This window comes from Nonomuraea sp. CA-143628, assembly GCF_050942315.1.
GTDB lineage: Bacteria > Actinomycetota > Actinomycetes > Streptosporangiales > Streptosporangiaceae > Nonomuraea.
In genome coordinates this window covers 9,233,967-9,259,312 of record NZ_CP192072.1, presented here as the reverse complement: position 1 = coordinate 9,259,312, position 25,346 = coordinate 9,233,967, and the positions used below count along the sequence as shown (strand labels likewise).

The following is a 25,346-nucleotide window of genomic DNA, read 5'->3' as shown; positions in this document are numbered from 1 at the left end:
TCAGCCTCTTGTGTCACAGGGCCCCCGTACGACCCGGGTCAGCCAAGGGCCTTTTCCAGCTGTGCCTTGCTCATCTTCGAGCGGCCCTTGATGTTGCGGCTCTTGGCTTCGGCGTACAGCTGATCCCTGGTACGACCGCCCGCGCCGGAATGGGAGCGCAGCCCGCCCCGGCGGCTCGACGAGATGTCCTTGGTGGATGTGCGGCTCGCGGTCCGGGACTCACCGGCCCTGGCCCGCTCCTTGTTCACGGTACGGGCGGCGATCTCGGTCGCGCGCTTGGTGCTTTCTCCCCGCTTCTTGGCGCTGTCCTTGATGTGCTCGTACTGGCGTTCCCGCTTCTTGCTCGATCCGCGAGGCATTTCCCCTCCTCATGAGAACCGTCAGACCTTACGGCCCCTACCCCGACGAGAACCACGAAACAGCCGCGTCACATCGCCGGCTCTTCGTAAGGGATGCGGCTCAGGTGCAGGATCGTGCCCAGCGTCCCCCACTCGTCCCCGCCGAGCTTGGTCAGCGGGCGCAGCAGCTCGGCGTCGGGCCGGCCGTTGACGATGTAGTCCTCGTGCACCGAAGCGAGGAACACCCGTCCGAAGACCAGGGTGGAGTTGCCCATGTGCAGGGTCGTGTGCGAACGGCACTCCATGACCACGGGCGAGACCGCCACCCTGGGCGGCCGCACATGACGGCTGGGTTCGCGTTCGATTCCCGCGTAGTCGAATTCGCTGAAGGTCCGCGGGAAGTCGGTCGCGGTGGCGTTGATCAGCTGTAGCAGCGGTTCGGCGGAGAAGTTGACGACGAACTCGCCGGTGTCCTCCACGTTGCGCAGGGAATCCTTGCGGCCGATCGAGGTGAACTGCACGATCGGCGGATCGGTGCTGGCGATGCTGAAGAACGAGTGCGGGGCGAGGTTCTCGACGGTTCCGTCCGGCGTGACGGTGGAGACCCACGCGATCGGGCGCGGGACGACGACCGAGGTCAGGAACCTGTAGAAAGCCGGCCCGCCCATCTCCGCAGGATCGAAGTCGACGCGCATGATGATCAATATTCGTCGTTCGCGCCCTGTTCGCCAATCGCCACGCGGGCGGCGGACCTGAAGCTTGTGCGAAAGCCGCGCCTCTGGAGGGCCGCTACGGCGTGACGACCACCTTGCCGCGTACGTGTCCCGACTCGACCGCCGCGCAGGCCGCCGCCGTCCGCTCCAGTGGGTACGTCGCCTGCACCGACACCCTGACGCCCAGCTCCAGCAGTTCGGCCAGGCGTTCGGCCGAGCGGGAAGTGCCCAGGCGGCGGACGCCGCGCGCGTTGGCGAGCGGGGAGAAGGCGATCGTGCCCACCCGGCCGGGGTCCTTGACCAGCTCGGCGGAGGCGTCCAGGGAGTCGGGCGTGGCCACGCAGTCCAGCGCGGCGTCCACCCGGCCGCCCAGCTCGCGCACCCGCTCGGCCAGCCCCGGCCCGTAGGTCACCGGCTCGGCCCCGAGCGTGCGCAGGAAGTCGTGGTTGCCTGTGCCGGCCGTACCGATGACCCTGGCGCCCCACGCGATGGCGATCTGGGCCGCGAGGTGGCCGACGCCCCCGGCGGCGGCGTGGATGAGGACCGTGTCGCCCGCGCCCACGCCCAGCTCGCGCAGCGCGGTGTGGGCGGTCTGCCCGGAGGCCGACAGGGCGCCCGCCTCGTTCCACGGCAGCCACTCGGGCTTGCGGACGAGCTGTTCGGTGTCGGCCACGGCGTGTTCGGCGAACGCCGCGAGCGTGACGGGCCCGAGCAGTTCGTCGCCCACGGCGAAGTCCGTGACGCCGGGTCCGACCGCCTCCACGATCCCGGCCGCCTCGTTGCCCAGGCGCTGGGGGAAGATGGCGGGCGCGTACCGCGACGCGGAGCCGTCGCGGAAGAGGTTGTCGAACGGCTGGACGCCGGCCGCCCGTACGCGCAGGCGTACCTGGCCCGGTCCCGGCACGGGCGGTTCGGTGTCCACGAGTTCCAGGACGTCGGTGCCGCCGTAGGTGTTGAAGACGATGGCCTTGCTCATCGGGTGATCCCTTCGTCGTGTCATGGGCCAAAGACTCACCCATTTGGATGAATTTTGTCAACTGAACGATTGAATCGCTAGGATGGCGGCCATGACGACGCGGCGACGTGCGGTGACCGAGGACGAGCGGGGGACCGCCGCGGAGCGGACCCGGGAGCGGATCCTGCGGGCGGCGCTGGAGGAGTTCGGGGCCAAGGGCTACTCCGGAGCCCGCACGGCGGCCATCGCCGCCAGAGCCGGGGTCAACCAGCAGCTCATCAGCTACCACTTCGGTGGCAAGCAGGGCCTGCTGACGGAGCTGCGCAGACGGTGGACCGAGACCGGGGCCGGGCTGCCGCCGCCGGAGTCCTCCTTCGCCGACTCCTTCGCCGCCGTCCTCGACGCCACGCTCGAACGGCCCCAATGGGCGCGCATGGTGCTCTGGCAGGCACTCGGCGACGATCCCGGCGAGGGCGGCGGCATGTCCAATGCCCAGCGCGAGCAGCTGCGCGACGGCATCGAGCGGCTGCGCCGGCGGCAGCGCGACGGGGAGATCAGCGACGCGCCGTCACCGGAGTTCGTGATGCTGCTCGCGTACGCGCTGACCTTCGCGCCTCTCGCGCTGCCCGACCACGTCGCGGCGATCCTCGGCGTCGACCCGCTGTCGGAGGACTACCGCCGCATCGCGCACGACCAGCTCATGACCCTGCTGCGCGGCCCCGCGCCCGCGTCGGATGATGCCTGCCGGTAGCCGAGCCGGCTTCCTCTCAGCTCGGCGCGGACGGCGACCGGGGAGCACGAACCTGTCCGAAGGCAGGTCCGTCACTGTGGGTCGGCCAGCACGCGTCACACGGCCTCTAGGCCCGTGTCGACGATGACCCGGGTGACCGCCCGGATGGGGGCGGTGGCATCGATGCGGTCATTCTTGGCGTACTGCTCATGCAGCACTTCCAGCGGAGGACCGGAATAGAACAAGGGTCTCAGCACGGGGACTCCTCCCGGAAGGAACGGTTATTGGGCAGGTGCTCTGTGCTGGAGGTGCGGCCGAGCCTCGGCCCAGATGGCCGCGGGCTCGAAGCCGGCGGCGTTCCAGGTGGTGGACGTCAGCCGCCCCCGCCCGCGGTAGCGCCGCACGATCGCGACGTGCTCCGGCCACCCCACGAACCGCCGCAGGGCCTGCTCGTCCTGCCAGATCGACACCGAGCCGCACCTGAGCTCCAGCGGCCGCGTCCACAGCCACATCCCGACCGCGCCCTCCAGCTGGGGCCAGGCCCGGCGCAGCGCGATCCCGGACCGGTAGATACCGGGCAGGTCCCATGCTCTGTCGGCCTGGTACGCGGTCACCGCGACCAGCACGGGCCCGGCGATGTCCACGGCCGGCCCCGAGGTCCAACGGCTTCTCAGCATGCTCATGACACCTCCTTTTTCAGCACGAACGTTCGTGCTTGGATGGGACGGTATCACGGTGCGGCATAATTGACCGAACGTTCGTGCGCGAAAGGGGTGGCAATGGCGGGCCGGCCACGAGACGAGGGGACGCGGAACGCGATCCTGCGCCGAGCGGCGGACATCGCCTCCAAGGACGGGCTGGAGGGCCTGTCGATCGGGCGGCTGGCCGTCGACCTCGGCGTGAGCAAGAGCGGGCTCTTCGGCTACTTCGGCTCCAAGGAAGAGCTCCAGCTCGCCACGATCCGGGCCGCGACGGGTGTCTACCTCGGCGAGGTCGTCCACCCCGCCCTGGCGGAGCCGCCGGGCCTGGGGCGGGTGTGGCAGTTGTGCGAGCGCTGGCTGAGCTACTCGGAGCGGCGGGTCTTCCCCGGAGGGTGCTTCTTCTTCACGGTCACCGCCGAGTTCGACGCCCGCCCCGGTCGCGTACGGGACACCGTCGCCGCCGCGGGTCGCGAGTGGAACCTGCTGGTCGCCGGCGCCGTCGGCGACGCGCGCGGGCTCGGAGAGCTCACCGAGGACACCGAACCCGATCAGCTCGCCTTCGAACTGATCGCGTTCATGGAGACCGCCAACGCCGTCTCACTGTTGCACGACGATCCCGTCGCCTACCGGCGGGCCAGGAGCGCCATCCAGAGACGCCTGCACGCGTCCGCCACCGATGCGGCGTCGCCGCCCTGGCTCTCAGCCCAGAGCTGAGAGCCGTCGCTGGGGCTCAGACGTCTTCGACCGGTACGGGAATCCGGGCCTCGACCTTGAACGACGCGCGGTCCGCGCGGTACACGTCGCGGGCGAACTCGACGCACCGCCCATCGGCGGTGTAGGTGCGGCGGGTCAGCAGGATCCCGTTGGAGGCGCTGCGGATCTTCAGCCGGGCGCAGGAGGCGTCGTCGATGACGATGGACTCGATGACGGCGGAGGCGTCGGCCGGTACGACACGGTAGTGGGTGCGCAGGATGTGCCAGAGCGACCCGGTGAGAGGCTGCTCCAGCAGTCCGGGCGTGAGGGCGCTGGGGAAGTAGGTGGTCTCCAGCGCGATCGGCTCGTCGTCGGCGAACCGCAGCCGGTGCAGGGCGTGCACGGTCTCCTCGCCGGCCAGGTCGAGCGCCTCGCGGGCCGAGGGGGTGGGCGGGCGTTCCTCGGCCCAGATGAGCTGGGCGGAAGGGCGCCGTCCGGCCAGGATGATCTCGTCGGAGAAGCTGCCGATGTGGAAGGGCACCCGCGCTTCGGCCACGAACGTCCCGCGCGGCGGCCGCCGGTAGACGTAGCCCTCCTTCTCCAGCAGCGCCAGGGCCTGCCGGGCCGTCATCCGGCTGACGCCGTAGGTCTCGCTGAGTTCCCGTTCTGACGGCATGAGCGTGTGCGGGCCGAGCTTCTCGCCGGTGATGCGGTCGCGGAGCTCCGCGGCGATCGTCACGTAACGCGGCGAGGCTGCGCCCTTGTGAACTTTCGTCCCCATGGTTGACACCCTAGCCCGCTTGGACGATACCTTATGGTCTAAGCCACATGGTATATACCAAAGGGCGATTTCGGGCAAAAGGAGCAGATCTGACGATGTACATCCTCGCGATCGACCAGGGTACGTCCGGGACCAAGGCCATCGTCGTGGACGGGGGCGGGGCCGTCCTGGCGATCGCCGAGGAGGCCCTGCGCCCGCGCTATCTGGAGGGCGGCGGTGTCGAACAGGACCCGCACGCCCTGCTCGACTCCGTCCTGACCGCCGGACGGCGGGCCGGCGCGGCGGCGGGCGTGCCGCTGGCCGCCGTCGCCCTGGCCAACCAGGGCGAGACCGTCCTGGCCTGGGACCCGGCCACCGGCGAGCCGCTCACTCCGGCCATCGTCTGGCAGGACCGCCGGGCCGAACGGCTGTGCGCGGCCAGGGCTCCGTACGCCGACCGGGTCGCCGCGCTCACCGGCCTCGTGCTCGACCCCTACTTCTCCGCGCCGAAGATGCGCTGGATCCGTGATGAGCTCACCACCGAAGGCGTCGTGACGACCACCGACACCTGGCTGGTGCACCGGCTGTGCGGGGCGTTCGTCACCGACGCCGCCACCGCCGGTCGGTCGCTGCTGCTCGGCCTGGCGGACGGGCGGTGGAGCGGTGAGCTGCTCGACGTCTTCGGGCTCGGCTCCGAACGGCTCCCCGAGATCGTCGCCAGTGACGCCGTCGTCGGTACGACCACCGCCTTCGGGCCGGAGATCCCGGTGACCGGCCTGATCGTCGACCAGCAGGCCGCGCTCCTGGCCGAGGCGTGCCTTGAGGCGGGCACCGCCAAGTGCACCTACGGCACCGGGGCCTTCCTGCTCGCCCAGCTCGGTACGTCCCCCACCCGATCGACGTCGGGCCTGGCGACGTCGATCGCCTGGCGGCTGCGCGAGGAGACCCGCTACTGCGTGGACGGCCAGGTCTACACCGCGGCCTCGGCCGTCCGCTGGCTCGCCGACCTCGGCCTCATCTCCGGCGCCGAACAACTCGACGCCGTCGCGGCACCCTCCAGCGACGGCGTGCTGTGCGTGCCCGCGCTCGCCGGCCTGGCCGCACCGTGGTGGGACGCCGCCGCCACCGCCTCCTTCACCGGCATGACGCTCAGCACCGGCCGCGGGCACCTCGTACGGGCACTCCTGGAGGGCGTCGCCGCCCAGGTCGCCGCGCTGACCGCGCTGGTCGGCGCGGACCTCGGCGCGCCGCTGTCCCGGCTGCGCGTCGACGGCGGCCTGACCCGCTCGCGCGTCCTCATGCAGGCGCAGGCCGACCTCGCCCAGCTCCCCGTGGAGGTCTACCCGTCACCGCACGCCACGCCGCTCGGCGCCGCCGCCTGCGCCCTGATGGCCCTCGACCCCTCGCTGGACGCGGCCACGGTGGTCGGCGGCTGGCGGCCGTCGGCCGTCTACGAGCCCGCCTGGCCAGCCGCTCGCGCCGCCGAGCATCTGGAGCGATGGCAGGCGGCTGCCCGCTTGTCGAAGGAGATTTCGTGAACGCACCCCGTACCTACGATGTGGCCGTGATCGGCGGCGGCATCGTCGGCTCGGCCATCGCGCGGCTGCTGGGCGGCACCGCCCTGTCGGTGGCGCTCCTGGAGGCGCGCGACGACGTGGGCGACGGCACCAGCAAGGCCAACACCGCCATCCTGCACACCGGCTTCGACGCCAAACCCGGCACCCTCGAATCCCGCCTGGTCGCCCGTGGCTACGACCTGCTCGGCGACTACGCGGAGGTCACCGGGATCCCGGTCGAACGTACCGGAGCGCTGCTCGTCGCCTGGACCCCCGAACAGCTCGACGCCCTGCCCGAGCTGCGCGCCAAGGCCGAGCGCAACGGCTACACCGCCTGCGAGACCGTCGACGCGGCCGAGGTCTACCGCCGGGTCCCCGCCCTCGGCCCTGGTGCCCTCGGCGGCCTGACCGTTCCCGGCGAGTCCATCATCTGCACCTGGACCACCAACCTCGCCCTGGCCACCGACGCCGTCAACCGCGGCGTGACGCTGCTGCGCGGCCACCGCGTCACCGAGGTCCACGTCGGCGCGGACACCACCCGGCTGGCGACCACCGCGGGCGAGGTCACCGCCCGCTGGGTGGTCAACGCCGCCGGACTCGGCGCCGACACGCTCGACGCCCTCTTCGGCAACGACCGCTTCACTGTCACGCCGCGCCGCGGCGAACTGCTCGTCCTCGACAAGCTCGCCCGGCCGCTGGCGCCCTGCATCGTGCTGCCGGTGCCCTCGTCGGCGGGCAAGGGCGTGCTCGTCAGCCCCACGATCTACGGCAACGTCATGGTCGGGCCGACCGCCGAGGACCTGACCGACCGCGGCGCCACCGGCACCTCCGAAGCGGGGCTGGCGTTCCTGCGCGAGAAGGGCGCGGCGCTCATGCCCCGGCTGATGAAGGAGGAGGTCACCGCGACGTACGCGGGCCTGCGGGCCTCGATCGGGTACGACGACTACCTCATCGACCTCGACGCCGCACAGCGCTACCTCCTGATCGGCGGCATCCGCTCCACCGGCCTGACCGCCGGGATGGCGATCGCCGAACACATCGGGGACCTGCTCGCCGGCCATCTGGACCTCACCGCGCGCGCCGGCCTGCCCGCGCCGCCGCGCATGCCCAACCTGGGCGAGGCGTTCGCGCGCCCGTACCAGGACGCCGCCGCGATCGCCGCCGACCCCGAGTACGGCCGCATCGTCTGTTTCTGCGAGCGGGTGACGCGGGGGGAGATCCGCGACGCGATGACGTCGGTGATCCCGCCCGCCGGGCTGGACGGCCTGCGCCGTCGCACCAGAGCCATGAACGGACGCTGCCAGGGCTTCTTCTGCGGAGCCCGGGTACGCGAGATCTACGAGGGAGAGATCTACGAGGGAGAGATCTTCGAGGGGGAGACGGAATGACCGAGCGGGTACGCGTGGCCGTCATCGGCGGTGGACCGGCGGGACTGACGGCCGCCGCCGCCCTCGCCCCCGCAGTGGACGGCGACGTCCTGGTCCTGGAGCGCGAGCCGGAGACCGGCGGCATCCCCCGGCACAGCGACCATCCCGGCTACGGCATGCGCGACCTGCGCCGATTCGTCTCCGGCCCCGAGTACGCGCGCCGGCTGACCCGCGCCGCCCACGAGGCCGGGGCGCGGCTGGAGACGGAGGCCATGGTCACCGGATGGGCTCTGCCTACTGGAGGGGCCGAACCGCGAACCCTTGTCACCGGAGGGGCCGAACCGCGGACCCTGGAGGTGACCTCGCCGCGCGGCCGCCGCCTCGTCCAGGCCGACGCGGTGGTTCTGGCGACCGGGGCGCGGGAGCGGCCTCGTTCGGCCCGGCTCATCGCCGGTGACCGGCCCGACGGCGTCTACACCACCGGCCAGCTGCAGAACCTCGTACACCTGCACCATCGCGAGGTCGGGCGGCGCGCCGTGGTCGTCGGCGCGGAGCTGGTCAGCTGGTCAGCGGTGCTGACCCTGCGCGAGGCGGGCTGCCGTACCGTGCTGATGACCAGCGAGTACGCCAAACCCGAGGCCTACACCGCCTTCCACGTCCCGGGCCGGCTGGCCTTCGGCGTGCTCGTCCGCACCCGCACCCGGCTGGTCGCCGTCAACGGCAAGGGCCGCGTGACCTCGGTCGACATCGAGAACCTCGACACCGGTGCACGCCACCGCGTCCCCTGCGACACCGTGATCACCACCGGCGACTGGATCCCCGACCACGAGCTGGCCCGTACCGGCGGCCTGGACATGGACGAGTCCACACTCGGGCCGCGCGTGGACACCTCCCTGGCCACGAGCCTGCCCGGCGTGTTCGCGGCGGGGAACCTCCTGCACCCGGTCGACACCGCCGACATCGCCGCGCTCGACGGCCGCCACGTGGCCGCCGCCGTCCTGCGGCATCTGGCCGGGCACCCCGCCCCGGCCGGCGGGGTGCCGCTGGTGGCCGAGGCGCCGCTGCGCTGGGTCGCGCCGCAGATCGTACGCCCCGGCGGGCCGCCGCCCTCCAGGGGGAGGCTCCTGCTGTGGTCCGACGCTTTCCGGAGGTTCCCACGGATCGCCGCGACCCAGGACGGGCGCCTCCTCGGCCGTACCCGCCTACCCTGGCCCGCCGCCCCAGGCCGGGTCTTCCGCGTACCTTTCACCCTCGTGACGGGCGCCGACCCGGCGGGCGGGCCCGTACGACTCGCACTGGACTGACCGCTCGCGCCGGACTGACCGCTCGCACGGAAATGACCGTCGGCGCCTGATCACGGAGTCGCTGTCGCTGTCAGGGCGGCGTGCGCGGTGGCGAGGATCTCTTCGGACAGGGGGGAGTCCTTGGTGGCGCGGGCCAGGACGAGTGCGCCGAGCATGATGCACAGCCGGGTGATGCCGTCCTGGTCAGGGGTGGCGAGCGCGTCGGCGAAGTCGCTGACTCCCTGGGTGTAGACGCGGTGGGCCTCGTGGTTGCCGGGTTCGCGCGCCATGTCGCCGGCGAGCGCCGCGACGGGGCAGCCGTCCGAGGGGTTGTCGCGGTGCTTGATGGAGAGATAGGCGTCGATCAACGCCTGCTGGGCGGCGTCGGGTTGTCCGGTGTGCTGTTCGAACGCGGCGGTGTGGTGTTGGGCGAGTTCGGCGAAAGCATGGCTGGTGGCCTCGTCGATGAGCGCCTCCTTGGAGGCGAACTGCTTGTAGAAGCCGCCGTGGGTCAGTCCGGCCGCCTTCATGAGGTCGGCGACGCTGACATGTGTGCCCTGCTCCCGGAACAGCCGGGAGGCGGTTTCCACGATCCGCCTGCGGTTCTCCTGCGCCTTCGCCTGTGACACGCGGCCCATCGGCCACCCCCTCATTTGGATGTCGGCTGTCATCTATCCTATGCTCCAGCTTAGATTACGAACGCAATCTAAATGGATCCGCAACGCTGGGAGCAGACATGGAACTGGAGAACGCGGTCGCCGTGGTCACGGGCGCCAACCGAGGACTGGGCCGCCACCTGGCCGTCCAGCTTCTGGAGCGCGGAGCGAAGGTGTACGCGGCGGCCCGCCGCCCGGAGAGCGTGGACGTGGCCGGCGCCATCCCGCTGCGCCTGGACGTGACCGACGAAGAGTCCATCCGCGCCGCGGCCCGCCGCGCATCGGACGCGACTCTGCTGATCAACAACGCCGGAATCTCCACCGGCACCCCGCTGATCACCAGCGACCTGGAGGCGGTGCGCCTGGAGATGGAGACGAACTACTTCGGCCCCCTCGCCGTGACGCGCACCTTCGCCCCGGTCATCGAGGGCAACGGCGGCGGCGCCGTGGTCAACGTCCTGTCCGTGCTGTCCTGGTGGCACCCGGCCGTCACCGGGGCCTACGCCGCGGCCAAGGCCGCTGCCTGGGCGCAGACCAACGCGGTCCGCGAGGAACTGGCGCCGCGCGGCATCACCGTCTCGGCGCTGCACGTCGGGTACATGGACACCGACATGGCGGCCGGCGTTCCCGCCGACCAGAAGGCCGACCCCGCCGACGTCGCCGCCCAGGTCCTGCGCGGCATCGAGAACGGCCGACCCGAAATCCTCGCCGACGAGGTCACCCGGAACATCAAGCAGAGCCTGTCCACCACGCTGAACCCGGTCTGAATCAGGCCTGAAGCGGCCGTCAAGGACGGCGACGGAGGCTGAGGGCGGCGCCCTCACACCCTCACTCCGGCACGATGCCGACGACCATGCGGTGGTCCAGGTAGGCCGGCAGACCAGGGGCTTTGGTGAGCGCTCCGGTCCGTACGTCGATGACGAGGAAGCCGCGGATGGAGTTCAGGATGACGCGCCGGTCGTCGAGCCACTGGACGAGTTCGCCGCAGCCCGGGGTAGGGAAATCCCTGACCCGGGCGCCGGTCGTGGCGTCCCAGAAGGTGATCAAGCCGTGGCAGCCCATCAGGAGCTTCCCGTCGGGGGAGAGGCTCTTCACCCTCTCGGCGTTGATGTACTCGGAAACGGTCCTGGCCTTGCCCCGGTTGTCGACGGAGATGATCGCACCGTCCCAGCCGCACTCCCGGGAGCCGACGATCTTGTCTCTGGTCACTCCGAACACCACGCACAGCTTCGGGATGGTCCGGGTGCCGCCAGTCTCGAAGTCGGTGATGATCATCCGTTGCTCCGCCGCGATGGCGGCCGCGAACAGCCTGCCGTCCGCGGAGACCGCCAGGGGAGTGGGGCCAGGACTCTGCCTGTCCAGCTCCGCGGCGGTGAGCCGGCGGGTGAGGGGACGCGACCGGCCATCGCGCAGGTCCAGGGCGACGTACTGGTTCGTGGCGGAGTCGAGGTAGGCGAGGCGATGCCCGTCGATGCTGACCACGATCTCCCGGTCGGCATCCTTGATCAGTATGTCCTCGCCCGTCGCGAGGTGGAGGCTCAGGCCGCCCTCCGCGAAGTCGGTCCAGCGGATGGGCGCCGTCGTCGGATGGAAGGCGACGACGCCCTTCTCCGGAGGCGCGCTCGGTTCGGGCGTGCAGGCCGCCAAGGCGAGCACCAGGAGGATCACCGCGCGCTTCATACCGCTCCGATGGTCAGGTCTGCTGATGACATGTCCGGCAGGTACGGCACGCCCCGGGCCGCGCCGGTGGCCAGATTCACCACGTAGACGGCCGCCGAGTGGTATCCCGGTGCGAAGACCACCACCTCGTTCGCCCCCGCCCACCGGTACAGGCGGCTCATTACGGCGGTCGGTGGCAGCTGCGGGCGGATCTCGCGGATTGTCCTGCCGGTGGCCGGATCGATCAGGCGGATCTGGTTCTTCTCCCAGGGGAAGACCGCCATGGACCTCCCGTCGGGAGAGGCGGCGACATCGCCTCCTCCGTCGAAGGGGTCGCGGATGGTGTGTTCGCCGATCCGGAAGGTGGTGCCGTCGTCGAGGACGAGTTGGTGACCCGCCCAGCCCTGCAGCTCTTGCTCCGGGACAGCCACGCGCCGGAGCTCTCCCGTCGAGGTGTCGGCGATCACGAGGGTCAGCTCCGAGGGTCCCTGGGCCGCCAGATAGCGGCCGTCGGCGGAGAAGCGGAGCGTGTTCGCGGTGAAGTCGGTGGGGACCGGTACGACCGAGCCGGTGGTGAGATCGCGGACGATCACCTGGTGGCGGGAGAGGCTGTAGTAGGCCAGCTTGTGCCCGTCCGGGCTCACCTCGACACCGGACAGCCCGTCGGCGTCGGGGATCCGCCACCGGGCTCCGGTCACGTCGATCACCGCGCAGCCGCTCCTGCCCGGGAAAGCGTTCCACGGGGCGGGCGCCTCGGGGAAGGAGTCCTCGACCCGCAGGCCGTACCGGATGGGAGTCTTGGTGGTCGCGGCCAGGACGGGCGAGAGACGCGGGGTGGCCGGTTCCGGTTCGAGCAAGTGGTGCTTCGGCCACAGCATCGTGAACACCGCCGCTCCGGCGAGGAGGAGACAGGCGCTCGCCACAAGCCTGCGGTGTCGGCGGATCAGTCGTTTGCGTCGCGGCAAGCCCGACGGATCGACCTCGGGGGCGGCTTCCAGCGGGACCTCCCCTGCCAGCGCCCGGACCTTCACGACGCTCAATCCGGTCAGGTCGGCGGTGTCCTCCTCGCTCCACCCGTCGTAGTGCAGCGCCACCTGGACCGCCCGCTCAGCACGCGCCTTCCGATAGAGCGTGAAATATGCACTCTTGTTGTCCCCGTGCTTGAGCAGCGCGATCGCCGTGATCCTCTCCGCCTTGGACGGGTCGCCCACCAGCAGCGTCGCCGTGCGCAGCAGCGGCGTCTCCCATTCGCTCACCGCTCCACTCTCCCGAGTACGAAACCTGTGCCCCATCTGGCGGGCACCCCCGTGACGGTCCGGCTTGTCGCCCGCGCGATGTCGATCGCCTGGTAGCTCTTCGAGCGCTTGCACAGCACCTCGCGGTCGTTGAGCCATCTCTCGACCCGCTCGCAACCGCCGCTCTTCATCCGGGCCAGCCTCTTTCCGGTGACGGCGTCGACGATCTCGTTGTAGTCGATGCCGACTCGCAGCAGTCGCCGGCCGTCGGGAGAGAGGAGGACGCCCTCGTCATCCAACCCCGGCACGAGGAAGCCGCTGCCGTCGGCGCGGATCGCGACAATCCGGCGGTTCTCCCCACTGCCGGGCCCGCAGCGTGGGACTCCCCAGATGAGGTCTTTGCTGAGCCCGAACACCTGGCAGATCCCGGCGATCGTCCGGACCTTCCCGGTGCCGAAGTCCATGATCCGGCTGTCGGACTGAGCCGAGTAAGCGACGAGGCCGCCGTCGTGGGAGAAGACGAAGCCGCCGATGTTCACGGCCTGATCCGCAGTGAGCTCGGGCGAGAGGGAGCGGAACGTGCCGTCCCGCAGGTCGCGGGCCATCACCCGGCGATCGGCCAGATCCAGGTAGACCACCCGGTGCCCGTCGTCGCTGATCGCGATCTCGGGCTCCTGGGCGGCGTACGGAAGCGGGTAGACCTCGCCTGAGGCGAGACGCAGGCTCCATCCGTGACACGCCGCGTCGCCGCAGTCGGACGCCTCGCCGTACACGATGGGCTGACCGGTACTGCGCGGCCAGAGGGCCAACAGGAGGAGGACGCCTCCGGCTGTCGCGAGAAGAACGGCGGCCACCCGAATGCGATAGCGCACCCGGGACCGCCTGGCTAAGTGAGACCAGGTGCCCGACACGAGATCGAATACTAGGAACGACCGATTGCGATCAGATTGCGGTCGTGCCCTTGCTGCCCCTGGCGCGCCCAATGACCTACGGGATGACGTCCGCCACGATCCTGGCGGCGGCCTTCTGGCACGAGGAGAGACGCCCACTCATGCTCGCCTGCGCGGCCGAGTTGCTGGCGCAACGCCAGCCACCGACGGTCGCCACCCCGGCGCTGCCCTGCTTGGGGGTGTCCGGCCGGTAGTAGGTCCGGAAGACCTTCACTGCCGTACGGCAATCGGCCCGCCCCGCGGACACGGCGACCGCGGCCATGGGCCCGCCGCCGGGCGGCTGAAGCTCACCACACACGGTCCCAGGCCCGGCGAGCTTGCGCGAGGGTGAGGGCCGAGTCGTCGGCGCCGCCGTCTCCGGTGCTTTCGTCTTGGGGGATTCCGGTGTCGGTGTGGTGGGCGTCGCCAGGGCGGAGGACGGTGCCGGGGTAGAGGACGGTGCCAGGGTGGCGGACGGTGCCGCCTCCGGCTCGGATTTCTCCCCGCAGGCGCTCAGGAAGAGCAACAGCACCGGAACACAGGCAATGACTCGTGACCGCACGAAACAGAACTCCACAACTCGACGTCAAGGTCGGCGTAGTCTCTCACGCCCAGCGCGTCGCTCCGCCGTGCCGACGATCTGTCGTCGTCGCTGAAAGTTTCACCGCCGCACCGCATGAGGATGAGGCTCTCCCCATGCTCTCCACCGCCTGTGACCTCGGCTGACGTGCCGTCTCCGGGTTGAGGCCGCAGGAGCGTCCGCGTACGTGAGACCTTTCCAGGCTCAACGGTGCGTGCTTAGCTTCGCTCATCCATCGGAAAGCGCTTACCAAGCTCACGGAGACGAAGGATGCGCCTAAAAGCCGTCATGGCGTGCGCCGGCCTGCTGGCCGGCGTGCTCGTCGCACTGTCACCATCCATCGCGAATGCCGCGACCACCCGGTACGAGGCCGAGACCTCTCCGGCGGTCTGCACCGGGACGATCGACTCCAACTGGGCGGGCTACTCCGGCAGCGGCTTCTGCAACGGCACCAATGCCGCGGGCGCCTACGTCCAGTACACGGTCACTACTTCGGCGGCCGGTTCGGCGACGCTCGGGGTGCGGTTCGCCAACGGCACCACCAGCGCCCGTCCCACCAACCTGCTGGTCAACGGTACGACCGTGCAGTCGGTGTCGTTCGAAGGCACGGGTACATGGGACGCCTGGACCACCAAGACGTTGACCGTCAACCTGGCCTCGGGCAGCAACACCATCCGGCTCGACCCCACGGGCAGCACCGGCCTGGCGAACATCGACTACCTCGAGGTCACGACCGGAAGCACGCCGCCGCCCACCGGCACGCTGTACGCCTCGCCGAACGGCAGCGCGAGCGCGCCCGGAACGGAGTCGGCCCCGACGACGCTCGCCTCGGCGATCACCCGCGTCACCGCGGGCGGGGTGATCTACGCGCGCGGCGGGACGTACAACCTCTCGCAGACGCTGACCATCGCGGCGGGCAACAACGGCACCTCGAGCGCCCGCAAGAAACTGTCCGCCTACCCGGGGGAGACGCCCGTACTGAACTTCTCGGCCATGAGCGAGGACTCGGCCAACCGCGGGCTTGCCCTGAACGGGTCGTACTGGCACCTCTACGGCATCGTCGTCGAGCGGGCCGGTGACAACGGGATCTTCGTCGGCGGCAGCAACAACATCATCGAGCGTACGGTGACGCGCTTCAACCGTGACTCGGGGCTGCAGATCTCACGGATCGCCTCTGACACCCCCCAGAGCCAGTGGCCGGCCAACAACCTCATCCTGAGCTCGGAGTCGCACGACAACGCCGACTCCGACGGCGAGGACGCGGACGGCTTCGCCGCGAAGCTCACCTCCGGCCCCGGCAACGTCTTCCGCTACGCGGTGTCCCACAACAACATCGACGACGGCTGGGACCTCTACACCAAGACGGACACCGGAGCCATCGGCCCGGTCACCATCGAGGACTCCCTCTCCTACAACAACGGCACTCTCAGCAACGGCACCCAGAACGGCAACGGTGACCGCAACGGCTACAAGCTCGGTGGCGAGGACATCGCGGTCAATCACGTGATCCGGCGCAGCATCGCCTACCGCAACGGCAAGCACGGGTTCACCTACAACCGCAACCCCGGCACGATGTCGATCTCGGACAACGTCAGCATCGACAACACCGAGCGCAACTACTCCTTCGACGCCGGCACCTCGGTGTTCCGCAACAACGTCTCGTGCCGCAGCGGCAGCGGGACCAACGACAGGATCGTGGGCAACGCCGACAGCTCCAACCAGTTCTGGTCCGGTTCGAACGGGTCTCGATGCTCCTCCTACTCGGGTGCCCTGCACTGGTCCTTCGCCGCGGACGGCCGCCTCGTGGTCACCTTCGGCTAGCCGGCGACGCCACGACCGACCCCGATGGCCGGCCGTGATCCATGGGCCGTGGTCCCCTCAGACGTTCAGCGCGCCGCCGCCGATCCGCCGGAGCGCGACCCCCACCACGTCCTCGACGGGAAGCAGCCCGAAGTGCCGGGAATCCAGGCTGTGCTGGGCGTTGTCGCCCAGCACAGCGACCCTGCCCGCGGGTACGACCCCGCCGCCGAGCGCGGCGGGCAGTTCCTCGCCCGCACTCGCGACCAGCCGCTTGACCAGCAGTGGCGGGTCGCTCTTGGGATTGCGGATCACCACGATGTCGCGGGTCACCGCGGCGCCCCGTCTGGCCAGCAGCCGCTCGCCCGCACGCAGCGTGGGCTCCATGCTGAGACCCACGACCGTGACCACCATGAGCCGCCTCCGCAGCCACAGCAGCACGCCCCCGATGACCAGCCCCGCCACTCCGATACCGACCGCCGCGACTCTCATTCCGCGCTCTCCGTCACGTAGCCCGTGGACTGCAGGGTGAAAAGTCTGGCATACGCGCTCTGCCGCTCCATCAGCTCGTCGTGCCGCCCCTGCTCGACGATCCTGCCCTCCTCCAGGACCACGATGAGGTCGGCGTCCCTGACCGTGTTGAGCCGGTGCGAGATCAGCAGGCTCGTACGGCCCGCCCTGCTCGCCCGCATCCTGGCGTGGATGTCGTACTCGGCCTCCGGGTCCAGCCCCGAGCTCGGCTCGTCGAGGATCATCAGCTCCGGCTGGTCACGCAGCATCGCCCTGGCGATCGCCACCCGCTGCCACTGCCCGCCCGACAGGACCACGCCCGCGGCCCGCGTGTCGTCGTCCTCCTCGGAGACGCCGAAGAACACGCGGGTCAGCAGCGTCTCGTAGCCCTGCGGCAGCGACGCCAGCAGGTCGTGGACGCCCGCCTGCCGCGCCGCCCTCTCGACGGCCGGCCGGTCCTCGATGCGCCGCAGGTCGCCGAGGCCGACGTTCTCGGCCGCCGACAGATCGTAGGACATGTGGTCCTGGAACACGGCGCTCACCCTGGCACGCAGCTCGGCGGGGTCGACGTCGCGGATGTCCACTCCGTCCCAGAGGATCGTGCCCTTGGTCGGGTCGTAGAAGCGGCAGAGCAGCTTGACCAGCGTGCTCTTGCCCGCGCCGTTGAGTCCGACGAGCGCGACGGCTTCGCCGTACGGGATGGAAAGGGTGAGGCCCCGCAGGATCCAGGGATGGTCGTCGCTGTAGCGGAACCAGAGGTCGCGCAGCTCGATGCCGCGCCTCAGCGCGGGCAGCGGCGCGGCCTGGAGAGGCACGGGCAGGTCGGAGGCGGTCTCGGTGACGTCGAGGTAGTGGCCGAACAGCAGCAGGTTCTGCGCGATCTGCGCGATCGTCTGCACCAGCGTGTTCAGTCCCAGCTGCGCGCCGGCGACCGCGCCCGCGAACATCACCACGTCGCCGACGCTGAGCGCGCCGTCGCGCGCGGCCAGGCCCGCCCACACCAGGCCGCCGCCCGCGATGAGCGCGGTGAGCAGCTCCAGCGCGCCGTTCATGGTGAGCTGCCGCAGGTCCATGCGGCGCTGCGCGGCGTTGACCAGGCCGCGTTCGCGCACCATGCGCTCGCGCAGGAACGCCCCGACGCCGAAGAGCCTGATCTCCTTGGCGGCCTCCTCGCCGGTCAGCAGCTGGCTGTAGAAGAACTCGCGGCGCTGCGCGGGGCTGGTCTGCCACATCATCGCCGTCCGCTGCCTGGCCAGGCGCAGTTGTACGGCGAGCGTCGGCACGAGCGTGGCCAGGACGATCGCCGTCATCCAAGGGTTGATCACGATGAGCGCGCCCACGAACCCGGCGAGCGTCAGCGTCGACCGCGCGCTCTCGAACGCCGAGCCGAGCAGCCCGTGGCAGGTGAGCGTGGCCTGCTGCCCGAGGCGCAGCCGGTCGAGGAAGTCGGGATCCTCGAAGTACCGCAGCCCGACGAACCTCTCGGTCGCCGCGAACAGCCGGTCGGTCGCGCGCAGCCCGACCGACCGGCCCAGCGCCGAGTTGGCGTACGTGGAGATGCCCGGCAGCAGCCCGGCGGCCAGCCCGCACGCGGCCAGCCCGAGCACGGCGCCGAGCACCGACCCTTGTCGTGTTGTCAGCGCGTCGAGCAGCGTTTTGGTGAGCAAGGTGATGGCGACGGGAAGGATGGCCTGCGCGAGGGTGGCGGCCGCGTAGAGCACCACCATCGCCGGCGCGCTGCGCCAGGCCAGCCCCGCGACCGCGGTCAGCGCGCGCGGCCAGGGGCGGTCAGCCACGGGCGGGGGTGAGGACACCGTCCAGCGCGTCGAGCGTGTGACCGGCGGCCAGCACCGTGCGGGTCTCGTCGACCATGAACACCCGGGGGAAGGCCTCCACCTTGAACGCCTTGGCGAGCGGCCCGCCATCCGGATCGCCACTGACGACCTTGGCGACCGGGGAGAGCAGGTCGAGCATGCCGCCCATCTCCTCGGGGAACCCCGCGATCACAGCGATCACCCCGTCACGCCCGGCGGCCAGCTCGGCGAACTTGGGCGCGAGCTCCTTGCACGGCGCGCACGAGGGAGAGAAGAAGCCGATGAGGGTCCGCTCACCCAGAGCGGCGGCCGACAGCGTCTCGCCCTCGCTGGTCGTAGCCTCGAACTCGCCCGCCACCTCGCCGGCCTCCAGCCCAGACCCCGGGTTGCCGGTTCGCTCGTACAGGCCGTCGAGCCGCTCCGTGTGCTCGCGCAGCCGGCGGATGACGCCGACCATCAGCACCAGGTTGAGCAGGGACACCAGGCCGAAGACGAACACTGCCGCCCACAGAGCGAAATCCATCACGAGCTCCTCATCACGAACAGGTCCCACCCGGCTGCCGGGGCGAGACAGATCACGAGCATGCCGCCCGGAAAGTTGAGCAGGCCGGGCCCATTGAGGTGCGGCCCGGACTGCGGAGTCGGCTGACGACTAGCACTTGCTCCAGGCGCTGCAGTTGACCGCGCAGGCGCCGGTGTAGCAGCAGGTACGCACGTAGCAGGTGCCCGACCCCTTCCACTGCTGGTAGCAGTCCGGCGGGCAGCCGGCGGCGGCCTTGACATTCGGGACGAGCATGGCGACCATACGGTCACTGAGGTCCTTGAAGATACGCATGAATCCCTCACTTCTGAGAATGCAGAACGGTGAATATCGCATTTGCTGATAATGCGAAAGGGAAATGCCTGAAATGCGCTTTTGGCGACGCGCAGGCATGGATTCAGAGCGTTATGGGCGCTGGTCAGCTATGCCGCACTCCGCCTCGTTCCGGGACAGGGCTTGCTGCCGAACTGGTCCTGGGGAATAGGAGTGAGCGCGCCATTACCCCCTTTCTGGACATTGCACGGTCTTGATCACACGGAGTCAAGCAGCCGTGCATGTGTCCGTCAAGGCCTCCAAATCGTGAAATATTGTTCACCGGAATTTCCCCAGGTCCTTCGATTGCCGGGCGGCCCGCCTGCGCCGCCCGGCGGTGGTGAGGACCCGCTCAGGGCAGAGCTTCCCAGTCCCCGAACGGACTGTCGGCTCCCGGAGCCGATTGCCTGCGAGCATGGACAACGCCGTCGGTCCCCACGGCGAACATCACCGCGGCCCCGTTCGCGTCAAGGGTGGCCGCCGGGTAATCGACGATGGTCCCGCCGAGGTCGGCCCACGTGCCATAACCGCTGCCGTTCGCGATCGACTGCTTGGTCATGCTGACCCCGGTCGCGGCGTTGCGCTCGAACATCAGGATCCGCGAGTCCAGACCAGGCGGCGTGGTGACCAGCGCGGGCTCACCGACCCCCGCGTGTCCCCCGATCACGGCAGGCGTGGTGCTCCAGGCGAGACCGGCGACGAGCTGGTAGCTGACGACCATCGCGGCGGTGCCGGCGCGGCGGTAGGCCACGTGGAGGCGCCCGTCCTGGGACAGAGCGAGCGAGGGCGGGCTGGCCGGGGTCATCGACGGGACGGTGGTGTCGCGGGTGAAAGTGCCGTTGGGGACGGACTGATACCAGCGCAGCAGCCGGGTCCTGGAACTGGCGAACAGCTCGATGCGGCCCAGTGGCGTGGTGATGGCGCTGAGGCCGTCCTGCACGTCGGTGCCGCCCTGGTTCTGCCACGCGCCCCAGCCGCCGTTGGCCGCGGTCTGGACGCGGCTGCTGACCCCGCCATTGCCGTTCTTGACGAACATCTGCATGCGGCCGTTGGCGTTGGAGGCGACAACGGGCAGACCGATCTGTTCCTGGACTTCCCAGTTCGAGTGGGGATTGCCAAGGTCGGTCCAGTTCCCTGTCCAGGCGCCGTTGGCCGCGGTCTGGGACATGGTGACGATGTGGTGGTCGGTCATCCGCCTGGCGAAGATCGCCAGGCGGCCGTCGGCCTGTTTGCCCACGCTGATCGCGGGTGCCACAGCGCCGCCCGCGCCGGCCAGCGTGTACGGGCCGTCCCACGCTCCGGCCGGGGTCTGCCCGTAGGTGGTCACCACACCGTTTCGGACCACGAAGATCTGGGGTCTGCCGTCAGCGTTCCGGCCTGCCCAATGGGTTCCCCTGGCCCAGCGGTAGTACATCCGCGTCGGCCACACGTTCGGGTCGAACGCGTGGTCGTACTGGATGTAGTGATCGATGATCGCGCTCTTGCGGGCGCTGATCGCGGTCGTCAGGTTCATGGGCGCGTCGGCGATGTTGTAGTCGCGGTAGTTCACCAGCAGAATCGGTAAGCCCGACGCCTGGGCGGCGTCCCCGGCCAGCCGTCCCGCGGCCACGTGGTCGCCGTGGCCCGGGTCGTAGCGGCTGTCGACGATGGGGTCCTGGGCGCGGAGCACGTTGGGCTGGTAGTGGTTCATCAACCCCGCGAGTACGGCGATCACGTCAGCGCGCTCGTACGTGTACGACTCGCTCACCAGGCCGTTCTCCGGGATGATCGTGTGATCGACGAAGTCGTCCACGACGTTGAACCAGCCGATCTCGTTGTCCCGCATGTTCATGAACACCAGCTGGATCTGCGGATGACTCGTGAGCGTGTATCGCTCGACCTGCCGGTCCGCGATCGTCCAGGCCACCCCGGTCCACTCCTCCTGGGCGGCCGGATCCACATCCGGCGCTCCCGCCATCCGGGCGTAGGCGTCCATCATTCCGCGCTGCCTATTGCGGGCCCGCTGCTCGTCGGTGTCACCGTCTCCGGTGACCTGCCCCGCGGTGATGAAGACCGTCACGTTCGCCGCCCCCGACTGGATCGAGTCGTCGATGTCGGGGTTCATGAACAGGATGTCGTCGTCCTCATGCGCCACGATCTGCATGAACGCGCCGGGTGCGATGGCAGGCGTGGCGACGGCCACCCCGCCCATCGGCACCAACACGACGAGCGTCGCGAGCACGGCTAACAGCCGCACCCAGAACGATGTTGATCTGCCTCCGCGCATGTTGTTCCCCCCACGCAGGCCGTACCGGACAAAGGGTTCTAGGGTCCAGGGTCGAATAGTGAATAGTTCTTGAGTCGAGAGCAAGGGGAAGCTTGATAACAACTGCGTAACGCGCTCCGAATTTCTTGAGAAAGCGGCTCTGGCCTGGGGCGACGCGTTTGGGTGGTTGCGGACCTGGTGCTCCGGCCGCCCTCGACGTGAACGAATGGGCGTGCCTGGTGTTCTCTTTTGAGATCGACTGAGCCGCCGGTATAAATTCTTTATAAAATCCCATGGGACGAGGAATTTCGCGAAGGATTCGAAGCATTTTCGCTGTTCATTGAATTTGACGGCCGGTCAGAATTCGACGAAATGCCCCGCCGGTCCGGACCGGTGCCGCGGTGTCCTGCGAGGTCGTGCCGGTCCTCAGGCCGAGTTCGCGGATCCCGCCTTCGGCGCCGATCTTGGTCGGCCTGGAGTATTACCCGGTGCGACTACGGTCGCAGGCACAGATCATCACGAGTGTGGACGAGGGCGACTGCCGGTGCCGCCAGAGTGGAGATCGTTCCACGATCTCCACCAAAGAAAAGGCGTATGTCCTCAATGAACGGTAAGCGCATAACGGTCGCCGTGCTCGTCGCCGCGGGCCTGCTGTCGCCCGTCCCGGCCGGCGCGCAGGTGCGGCACGAAGAGCCCGCCGGACTACGGCAGGCGCTCGACGCGACCGTGGCCGCCGGCGCCCCTGGCATCCTGGCCCGGATCGACGACGACCGCGGGACCTGGATCGGCACCAGCGGGACCGCCGATCTGGACACCCGGAAGCCGGTGCCGCGCGAGGCGCGCTTCCGGGTCGCCAGCGTGACCAAGAGCATGGTCGCCGCCACCGTCCTGCAACTGGTCCAGGAAGGCAGGCTGAGTCTGGACGAGCCGATCGGCGACCGGCTGCCCGGCCAGATCGACGGCGGTGACCAGATCACGGTGCGGGCGCTGCTGAACCACACCGGCGGCCTGGCCACCTACGACAATGCTGCCGAGTTCGCCGACCCCGAGCAGTACGGCAAGCGGACTTACACCCCGCAGCGGCTCATCGACGAGGCCGAGCGGCTGCCCCAGCCCGAGCGGGGCCGCTTCGCCTACTCCAACACCGGCTACATCCTGCTCGGGCTGCTCGTGGAGAAGGTGACAGGCCACAAGCTGAGCGGCGAGCTCGACCGGAGGATCTTCCGGCCGGCCGGGATGACGCGCTCCTACCTGCCCGCGACCTGGGACGGCATCCGTGGCCCACACGCCACCGGCTACCACCTGCCCACGGGCGCCGACCCCGGACAGCCGGGCGCCCTGCGGCCCATCACGCGGCTGAACCCATCCTTCGCCTGGGCGGCGTACGGAGTGGTGTCCGACGCTCGCGACCTGAACCGCTTCTACCAGGCGCTTTTCAGCGGCCGGCTGGTCAGCCAGAACCTGCTGACGCAGATGCGCACCGGCGTCGCCACGCCCCAGGCCCCGATCTTCCCCCGGTACGGGCTCGGGCTGGAGGCGGTAGGGCTCACCTGCGGCGAGATGTGGGGCGCGACCGGCTCGATCCCCGGCTACGAGACCTTCAGCTTCGCCGATGCCACGGGCAAGCGCCGGATGACGCTGTCGGTCAATGTGCATCGCAACGATCCTGCGGTCGCGCGCATGCTGCTGGCCGCCGTTGACGCGCTCAACCGCTACTTCTGCGGCGAGCCGTACAAACTGCCTGGTGGGGCGGCGAAGTCGCGATGAGCGATCCCGACGCGCGCACGTGCGCCCGCCGCAGGTCGCGATGACCGATCCCGGCGTGCGCACGCGCGCCCGCCGCGCCGATCACTCCAGGTTCGCGAGCTCGCTCGCAAAACGCCCGCGCAGCGCGTCCTTCTCCGGCTTCGGCAGCCAGCACGCCTCCACTCCGGCCAGCGCCATCGCTCGCAACCGCTCATCCGGTACGGCGAGCTGATCGGACAGGATCCGATACTCCTGAGCCAGCGACGTCGGGAACATCCCAGGGTCGTCGGAAGCCGGAATGACGTTGAGCCCGGCCTCCAGCATCGCCGCGATCGACGCCCGCCGCCACGGCCGCCACGAGCGCCGCGAGGTGGTCGAGATGACCGTGAACGGGACCTGCTCGTCCCTGACCCTGGCGACGACCTCGTCGTCCTCGAGGACGAAATAGCCATGGTCGATCCGGTCGCACCCGAGCACGTCGAGGCAGGTGACCGTGTTGACGGCGACCGGCGCGTGCTCGGAGGAGTGAGCGGTTCGGCGGAGCCCGGCTTCACCGGCGAGCCGGAAGGCGGCCTCGAACCGCTCGGGCGGCCCGGCGGTCTCCAGGTTGTCCAGCCCGATCCCGGCCACGTAGTCGTGGGGGTTGTCCACCACCGTACGGATCCAGGAGAGCGCCTCCTCGCCCGAAGTGCTCCGGTCGACGGCCGCGATGAGCCGGCCCGACATGCCGAAGTCGCGTTCGGCCATCCTGATGCCCTCGGCGTACGCCTCGACCACCGTGGCGTAGCCGAGCTTCTCCTGGTGTGCGGTCAGCGTGTCGAAGGAGACCTCGAGATGCCTGGTCGCGCTGGTCCGGTGGGCGTCCTCGAACGCCTCGTAGGTGATCCTGGTGAGATCGTCGGCGTCGCGCAGGACCTGGAGAACCCACGAGGACACCTGGAACAGCGAGTAGGAGACCGCGGGCTCGTCCGCGCTCCTGCCCTGCGGAACCGGGATCCGGGTGTTCAGGTAGAGGGCCGGGTCCGGCGGGAGCGAGTTCACGTCCGCGTAGATCCGCTCGGGCGTGTCGGGCAGGTCGAGCCCCTCGCGCCTGGCCAGCTCGGCGAAGGTCGAGGCCCGCACGGTGCCGATGAGGTGGCAGTGCAGATCGACCTTGGGCATCAGGTCGAGGTTCACTTGCCGGCCACCTCGCGGGTGAAGCGGTCGACCCAGGTGGTGCGGGTGTCGACGAGCTGGGCGGGGTCGAGGGTCTTGAACCCGGCGGCCACGGGGTCCTTCGCCGCCTCGCCCGTCACCTTGGCGACGTCGGCCGGGATCTCGGCCTTCGGGTTCGTGGGCAGGTCACCGGCGGCCTTCGCCATGGCGCTCTGCGCCTCGGCCGACAGCATGTAGTCGATGAACTTCGCGGCCCCCTGCTGGTTCTGCGCGCCCTTGGGGATCATCGCCCGGTTGGTGGCCATGTAGCGGCCCTTGGCGGGAGCGGTCCAGGCGATCGGCTCGCCCGAGGTGACCAGCTTGGTGGCGAAGCCGCTCAGCGCGTCGGCGGCGACGATCTCGCCTTGGGTCAGCAGGTTCGTGACCTCGGTCGAGGAGGTGTAGAACTGCAGGACGTTCGGCGCCCAGCCGGACAGGGTCTTCAACGAGGTGTCGATGTCGTAGGGGCCCTTGCCGTACGACTCACCGACGCCCGAGATCATGAGTTGTCCGGCGGTCACTGAAATATCGGGAAGGGCGACCTTGCCCTTGTTGGCCGCGTCCGCGAACAGCGCCCAGTCTGCGGCCTGCTTCTGGCTCAGCTTGCCGGTGTTGTAGATGATCCCGTTGAGCTGGTGGGTGTAGGCCGGCCCCTCGAAGGCGCCCTCGGTCGCGAACGGCGCGAGCTCCTTGATGTTGGGCACGTCGACCTTCTGGAAGAGGCCGTCCTTCTGCCCGAGCGCGGCGAAGTAGTCGGAGATCAGCACCACGTCCGCCTCCGGCTTGCCCTTGGCGAGCCGCAGCTTCGACAGCCGGTCGGAGTTGGACCCGGTGTCCAGCTCGACCTTGATCCCCGTCTGCTTGGTGAACGGAGCGACGACCGCCTGCTCGAACTCCTTCACTCCGAAGGGGAAGGTGCTGACGACGATGGTGTTCTGCTTCTCGGCGGAGCTGGAGCCAGAGCCGGAGCATCCGGCTGCGGCGAGCAGCGTCAGGGCAGCGGCCAGTACGGCACGGCGCGTTGGCATGGAG

At 69.8% G+C, this 25,346-nt stretch carries 26 protein-coding genes; 8 read left to right on the top strand and 18 right to left on the bottom strand.

Features of this window, described 5'->3' with window-relative positions; genetic code table 11:
* Positions 1–38: 38 nt before the first annotated feature.
* From ACQP2T_RS42185 to ACQP2T_RS42175, 3 genes are all read right to left on the bottom strand, one after another.
* Positions 39–359 (bottom strand): hypothetical protein, encoded by a 321-nt coding sequence (locus ACQP2T_RS42185; protein WP_433510446.1) that lies wholly within the window; start codon positions 357–359, stop codon positions 39–41.
* Positions 360–427: 68 nt separating this feature from the next.
* Complete coding sequence (locus ACQP2T_RS42180; RefSeq protein WP_433510445.1) at positions 428–1,033, bottom strand: flavin reductase family protein; 606 nt, start codon at positions 1,031–1,033, stop codon at positions 428–430.
* Positions 1,034–1,127: 94 nt separating this feature from the next.
* Positions 1,128–2,027, bottom strand: a complete 900-nt coding sequence (locus ACQP2T_RS42175; RefSeq protein ID WP_433510444.1) for an NADP-dependent oxidoreductase — start codon at positions 2,025–2,027, stop codon at positions 1,128–1,130.
* Positions 2,028–2,118: 91 nt separating this feature from the next.
* Here ACQP2T_RS42175 and ACQP2T_RS42170 point away from each other — a divergent pair, with 91 nt between their 5' ends.
* Complete coding sequence (locus ACQP2T_RS42170; RefSeq protein ID WP_433510443.1) at positions 2,119–2,757, top strand: TetR/AcrR family transcriptional regulator; 639 nt, start codon at positions 2,119–2,121, stop codon at positions 2,755–2,757.
* 95 nt (positions 2,758–2,852) lie between these two features.
* On the opposite strand, the gene ACQP2T_RS42165 is transcribed toward ACQP2T_RS42170, so the two are convergent.
* Together ACQP2T_RS42165 and ACQP2T_RS42160 are read right to left on the bottom strand one after the other, a co-directional pair.
* Positions 2,853–2,993 carry a hypothetical protein gene (locus ACQP2T_RS42165; protein ID WP_433510442.1) on the bottom strand — a complete coding sequence of 47 codons (141 nt, stop codon included), beginning with the start codon at positions 2,991–2,993 and terminating at the stop codon, positions 2,853–2,855.
* 24 nt (positions 2,994–3,017) lie between these two features.
* Positions 3,018–3,419 (bottom strand): hypothetical protein, encoded by a 402-nt coding sequence (locus ACQP2T_RS42160; protein WP_433510441.1) that lies wholly within the window; start codon positions 3,417–3,419, stop codon positions 3,018–3,020.
* Between the two features lie 96 nt (positions 3,420–3,515).
* Between ACQP2T_RS42160 and ACQP2T_RS42155 the strand changes: the two genes are divergently transcribed.
* A complete protein-coding gene (locus ACQP2T_RS42155; protein ID WP_433510440.1) occupies positions 3,516–4,151 on the top strand; it encodes a TetR/AcrR family transcriptional regulator in 636 nt (211 codons plus the stop codon).
* Positions 4,152–4,167: 16 nt separating this feature from the next.
* Here ACQP2T_RS42155 and ACQP2T_RS42150 read toward each other — a convergent pair whose 3' ends face one another.
* Positions 4,168–4,911, bottom strand: a complete 744-nt coding sequence (locus ACQP2T_RS42150; RefSeq protein ID WP_433510439.1) for a GntR family transcriptional regulator — start codon at positions 4,909–4,911, stop codon at positions 4,168–4,170.
* Positions 4,912–5,006: 95 nt separating this feature from the next.
* Here ACQP2T_RS42150 and ACQP2T_RS42145 point away from each other — a divergent pair, with 95 nt between their 5' ends.
* Genes ACQP2T_RS42145 through ACQP2T_RS42135 form a run of 3 tightly spaced genes read left to right on the top strand, consistent with a single transcriptional unit; the run spans position 5,007 to position 9,117 of the window.
* A complete protein-coding gene (locus tag ACQP2T_RS42145) occupies positions 5,007–6,428 on the top strand; it encodes an FGGY family carbohydrate kinase (RefSeq protein WP_433510438.1) in 1,422 nt (473 codons plus the stop codon).
* The gene (locus ACQP2T_RS42140; RefSeq protein WP_433510437.1) at positions 6,425–7,834 is read left to right on the top strand and encodes an NAD(P)/FAD-dependent oxidoreductase; all 1,410 of its coding nucleotides are present in this window, start codon (positions 6,425–6,427) and stop codon (positions 7,832–7,834) included. The genes ACQP2T_RS42145 and ACQP2T_RS42140 overlap by 4 nt, the downstream gene beginning before the upstream one ends.
* Positions 7,831–9,117, top strand: a complete 1,287-nt coding sequence (locus tag ACQP2T_RS42135) for an NAD(P)/FAD-dependent oxidoreductase (RefSeq protein WP_433510436.1) — start codon at positions 7,831–7,833, stop codon at positions 9,115–9,117. Before ACQP2T_RS42140 ends, ACQP2T_RS42135 begins: the two co-directional genes overlap by 4 nt.
* Before the next feature lie 50 nt (positions 9,118–9,167).
* Here ACQP2T_RS42135 and ACQP2T_RS42130 read toward each other — a convergent pair whose 3' ends face one another.
* Entirely contained in the window at positions 9,168–9,734 is a 567-nt protein-coding gene (locus tag ACQP2T_RS42130) for a TetR/AcrR family transcriptional regulator (protein ID WP_433510435.1), read from the bottom strand.
* Between the two features lie 98 nt (positions 9,735–9,832).
* On the opposite strand from ACQP2T_RS42130, the gene ACQP2T_RS42125 reads away from it, so the two are divergent.
* A complete protein-coding gene (locus tag ACQP2T_RS42125; RefSeq protein WP_433510434.1) occupies positions 9,833–10,519 on the top strand; it encodes an SDR family oxidoreductase in 687 nt (228 codons plus the stop codon).
* A 61-nt stretch (positions 10,520–10,580) separates the two neighbouring features.
* Here the strand turns inward: ACQP2T_RS42125 and ACQP2T_RS42120 are convergent, their stop codons facing one another.
* The 4 genes from ACQP2T_RS42120 to ACQP2T_RS42105 form a co-directional block, all read right to left on the bottom strand.
* Positions 10,581–11,432 carry a hypothetical protein gene (locus tag ACQP2T_RS42120; protein WP_433510433.1) on the bottom strand — a complete coding sequence of 284 codons (852 nt, stop codon included), beginning with the start codon at positions 11,430–11,432 and terminating at the stop codon, positions 10,581–10,583.
* On the bottom strand, positions 11,429–12,667 hold the full coding sequence (locus tag ACQP2T_RS42115; RefSeq protein WP_433510432.1) for a WD40 repeat domain-containing protein: 1,239 nt from the start codon (positions 12,665–12,667) through the stop codon (positions 11,429–11,431). Before ACQP2T_RS42115 ends, ACQP2T_RS42120 begins: the two co-directional genes overlap by 4 nt.
* Positions 12,664–13,518, bottom strand: a complete 855-nt coding sequence (locus ACQP2T_RS42110; RefSeq protein WP_433510431.1) for a hypothetical protein — start codon at positions 13,516–13,518, stop codon at positions 12,664–12,666. The genes ACQP2T_RS42115 and ACQP2T_RS42110 overlap by 4 nt, the downstream gene beginning before the upstream one ends.
* A gap of 115 nt (positions 13,519–13,633) precedes the next feature.
* Entirely contained in the window at positions 13,634–14,107 is a 474-nt protein-coding gene (locus ACQP2T_RS42105) for a hypothetical protein (RefSeq protein WP_433510430.1), read from the bottom strand.
* A gap of 318 nt (positions 14,108–14,425) precedes the next feature.
* Between ACQP2T_RS42105 and ACQP2T_RS42100 the strand changes: the two genes are divergently transcribed.
* On the top strand, positions 14,426–15,976 hold the full coding sequence (locus tag ACQP2T_RS42100; RefSeq protein ID WP_433510429.1) for a carbohydrate-binding protein: 1,551 nt from the start codon (positions 14,426–14,428) through the stop codon (positions 15,974–15,976).
* Between the two features lie 57 nt (positions 15,977–16,033).
* On the opposite strand, the gene ACQP2T_RS42095 is transcribed toward ACQP2T_RS42100, so the two are convergent.
* From ACQP2T_RS42095 to ACQP2T_RS42075, 5 genes are all read right to left on the bottom strand, one after another.
* A complete protein-coding gene (locus ACQP2T_RS42095; RefSeq protein ID WP_433510428.1) occupies positions 16,034–16,444 on the bottom strand; it encodes a S26 family signal peptidase in 411 nt (136 codons plus the stop codon).
* Positions 16,441–18,258, bottom strand: a complete 1,818-nt coding sequence (locus ACQP2T_RS42090; protein ID WP_433510427.1) for an ABC transporter ATP-binding protein — start codon at positions 18,256–18,258, stop codon at positions 16,441–16,443. The genes ACQP2T_RS42095 and ACQP2T_RS42090 overlap by 4 nt, the downstream gene beginning before the upstream one ends.
* A complete protein-coding gene (locus ACQP2T_RS42085) occupies positions 18,251–18,799 on the bottom strand; it encodes a TlpA family protein disulfide reductase (RefSeq protein ID WP_433510426.1) in 549 nt (182 codons plus the stop codon). Before ACQP2T_RS42085 ends, ACQP2T_RS42090 begins: the two co-directional genes overlap by 8 nt.
* Positions 18,800–18,928: 129 nt before the next feature.
* Entirely contained in the window at positions 18,929–19,111 is a 183-nt protein-coding gene (locus tag ACQP2T_RS42080) for a hypothetical protein (protein WP_433510425.1), read from the bottom strand.
* A 370-nt stretch (positions 19,112–19,481) separates the two neighbouring features.
* The gene (locus tag ACQP2T_RS42075) at positions 19,482–21,365 is read right to left on the bottom strand and encodes a PIG-L family deacetylase (RefSeq protein ID WP_433510424.1); all 1,884 of its coding nucleotides are present in this window, start codon (positions 21,363–21,365) and stop codon (positions 19,482–19,484) included.
* A gap of 603 nt (positions 21,366–21,968) precedes the next feature.
* Here ACQP2T_RS42075 and ACQP2T_RS42070 point away from each other — a divergent pair.
* Complete coding sequence (locus ACQP2T_RS42070) at positions 21,969–23,141, top strand: serine hydrolase domain-containing protein (protein WP_433510423.1); 1,173 nt, start codon at positions 21,969–21,971, stop codon at positions 23,139–23,141.
* A gap of 81 nt (positions 23,142–23,222) precedes the next feature.
* Here the strand turns inward: ACQP2T_RS42070 and ACQP2T_RS42065 are convergent, their stop codons facing one another.
* Entirely contained in the window at positions 23,223–24,296 is a 1,074-nt protein-coding gene (locus tag ACQP2T_RS42065; RefSeq protein ID WP_433510422.1) for an adenosine deaminase family protein, read from the bottom strand.
* Positions 24,293–25,342 (bottom strand): polyamine ABC transporter substrate-binding protein, encoded by a 1,050-nt coding sequence (locus ACQP2T_RS42060; protein WP_433510421.1) that lies wholly within the window; start codon positions 25,340–25,342, stop codon positions 24,293–24,295. Before ACQP2T_RS42060 ends, ACQP2T_RS42065 begins: the two co-directional genes overlap by 4 nt.
* Between the last annotated feature and the right edge of the window lie 4 nt (positions 25,343–25,346).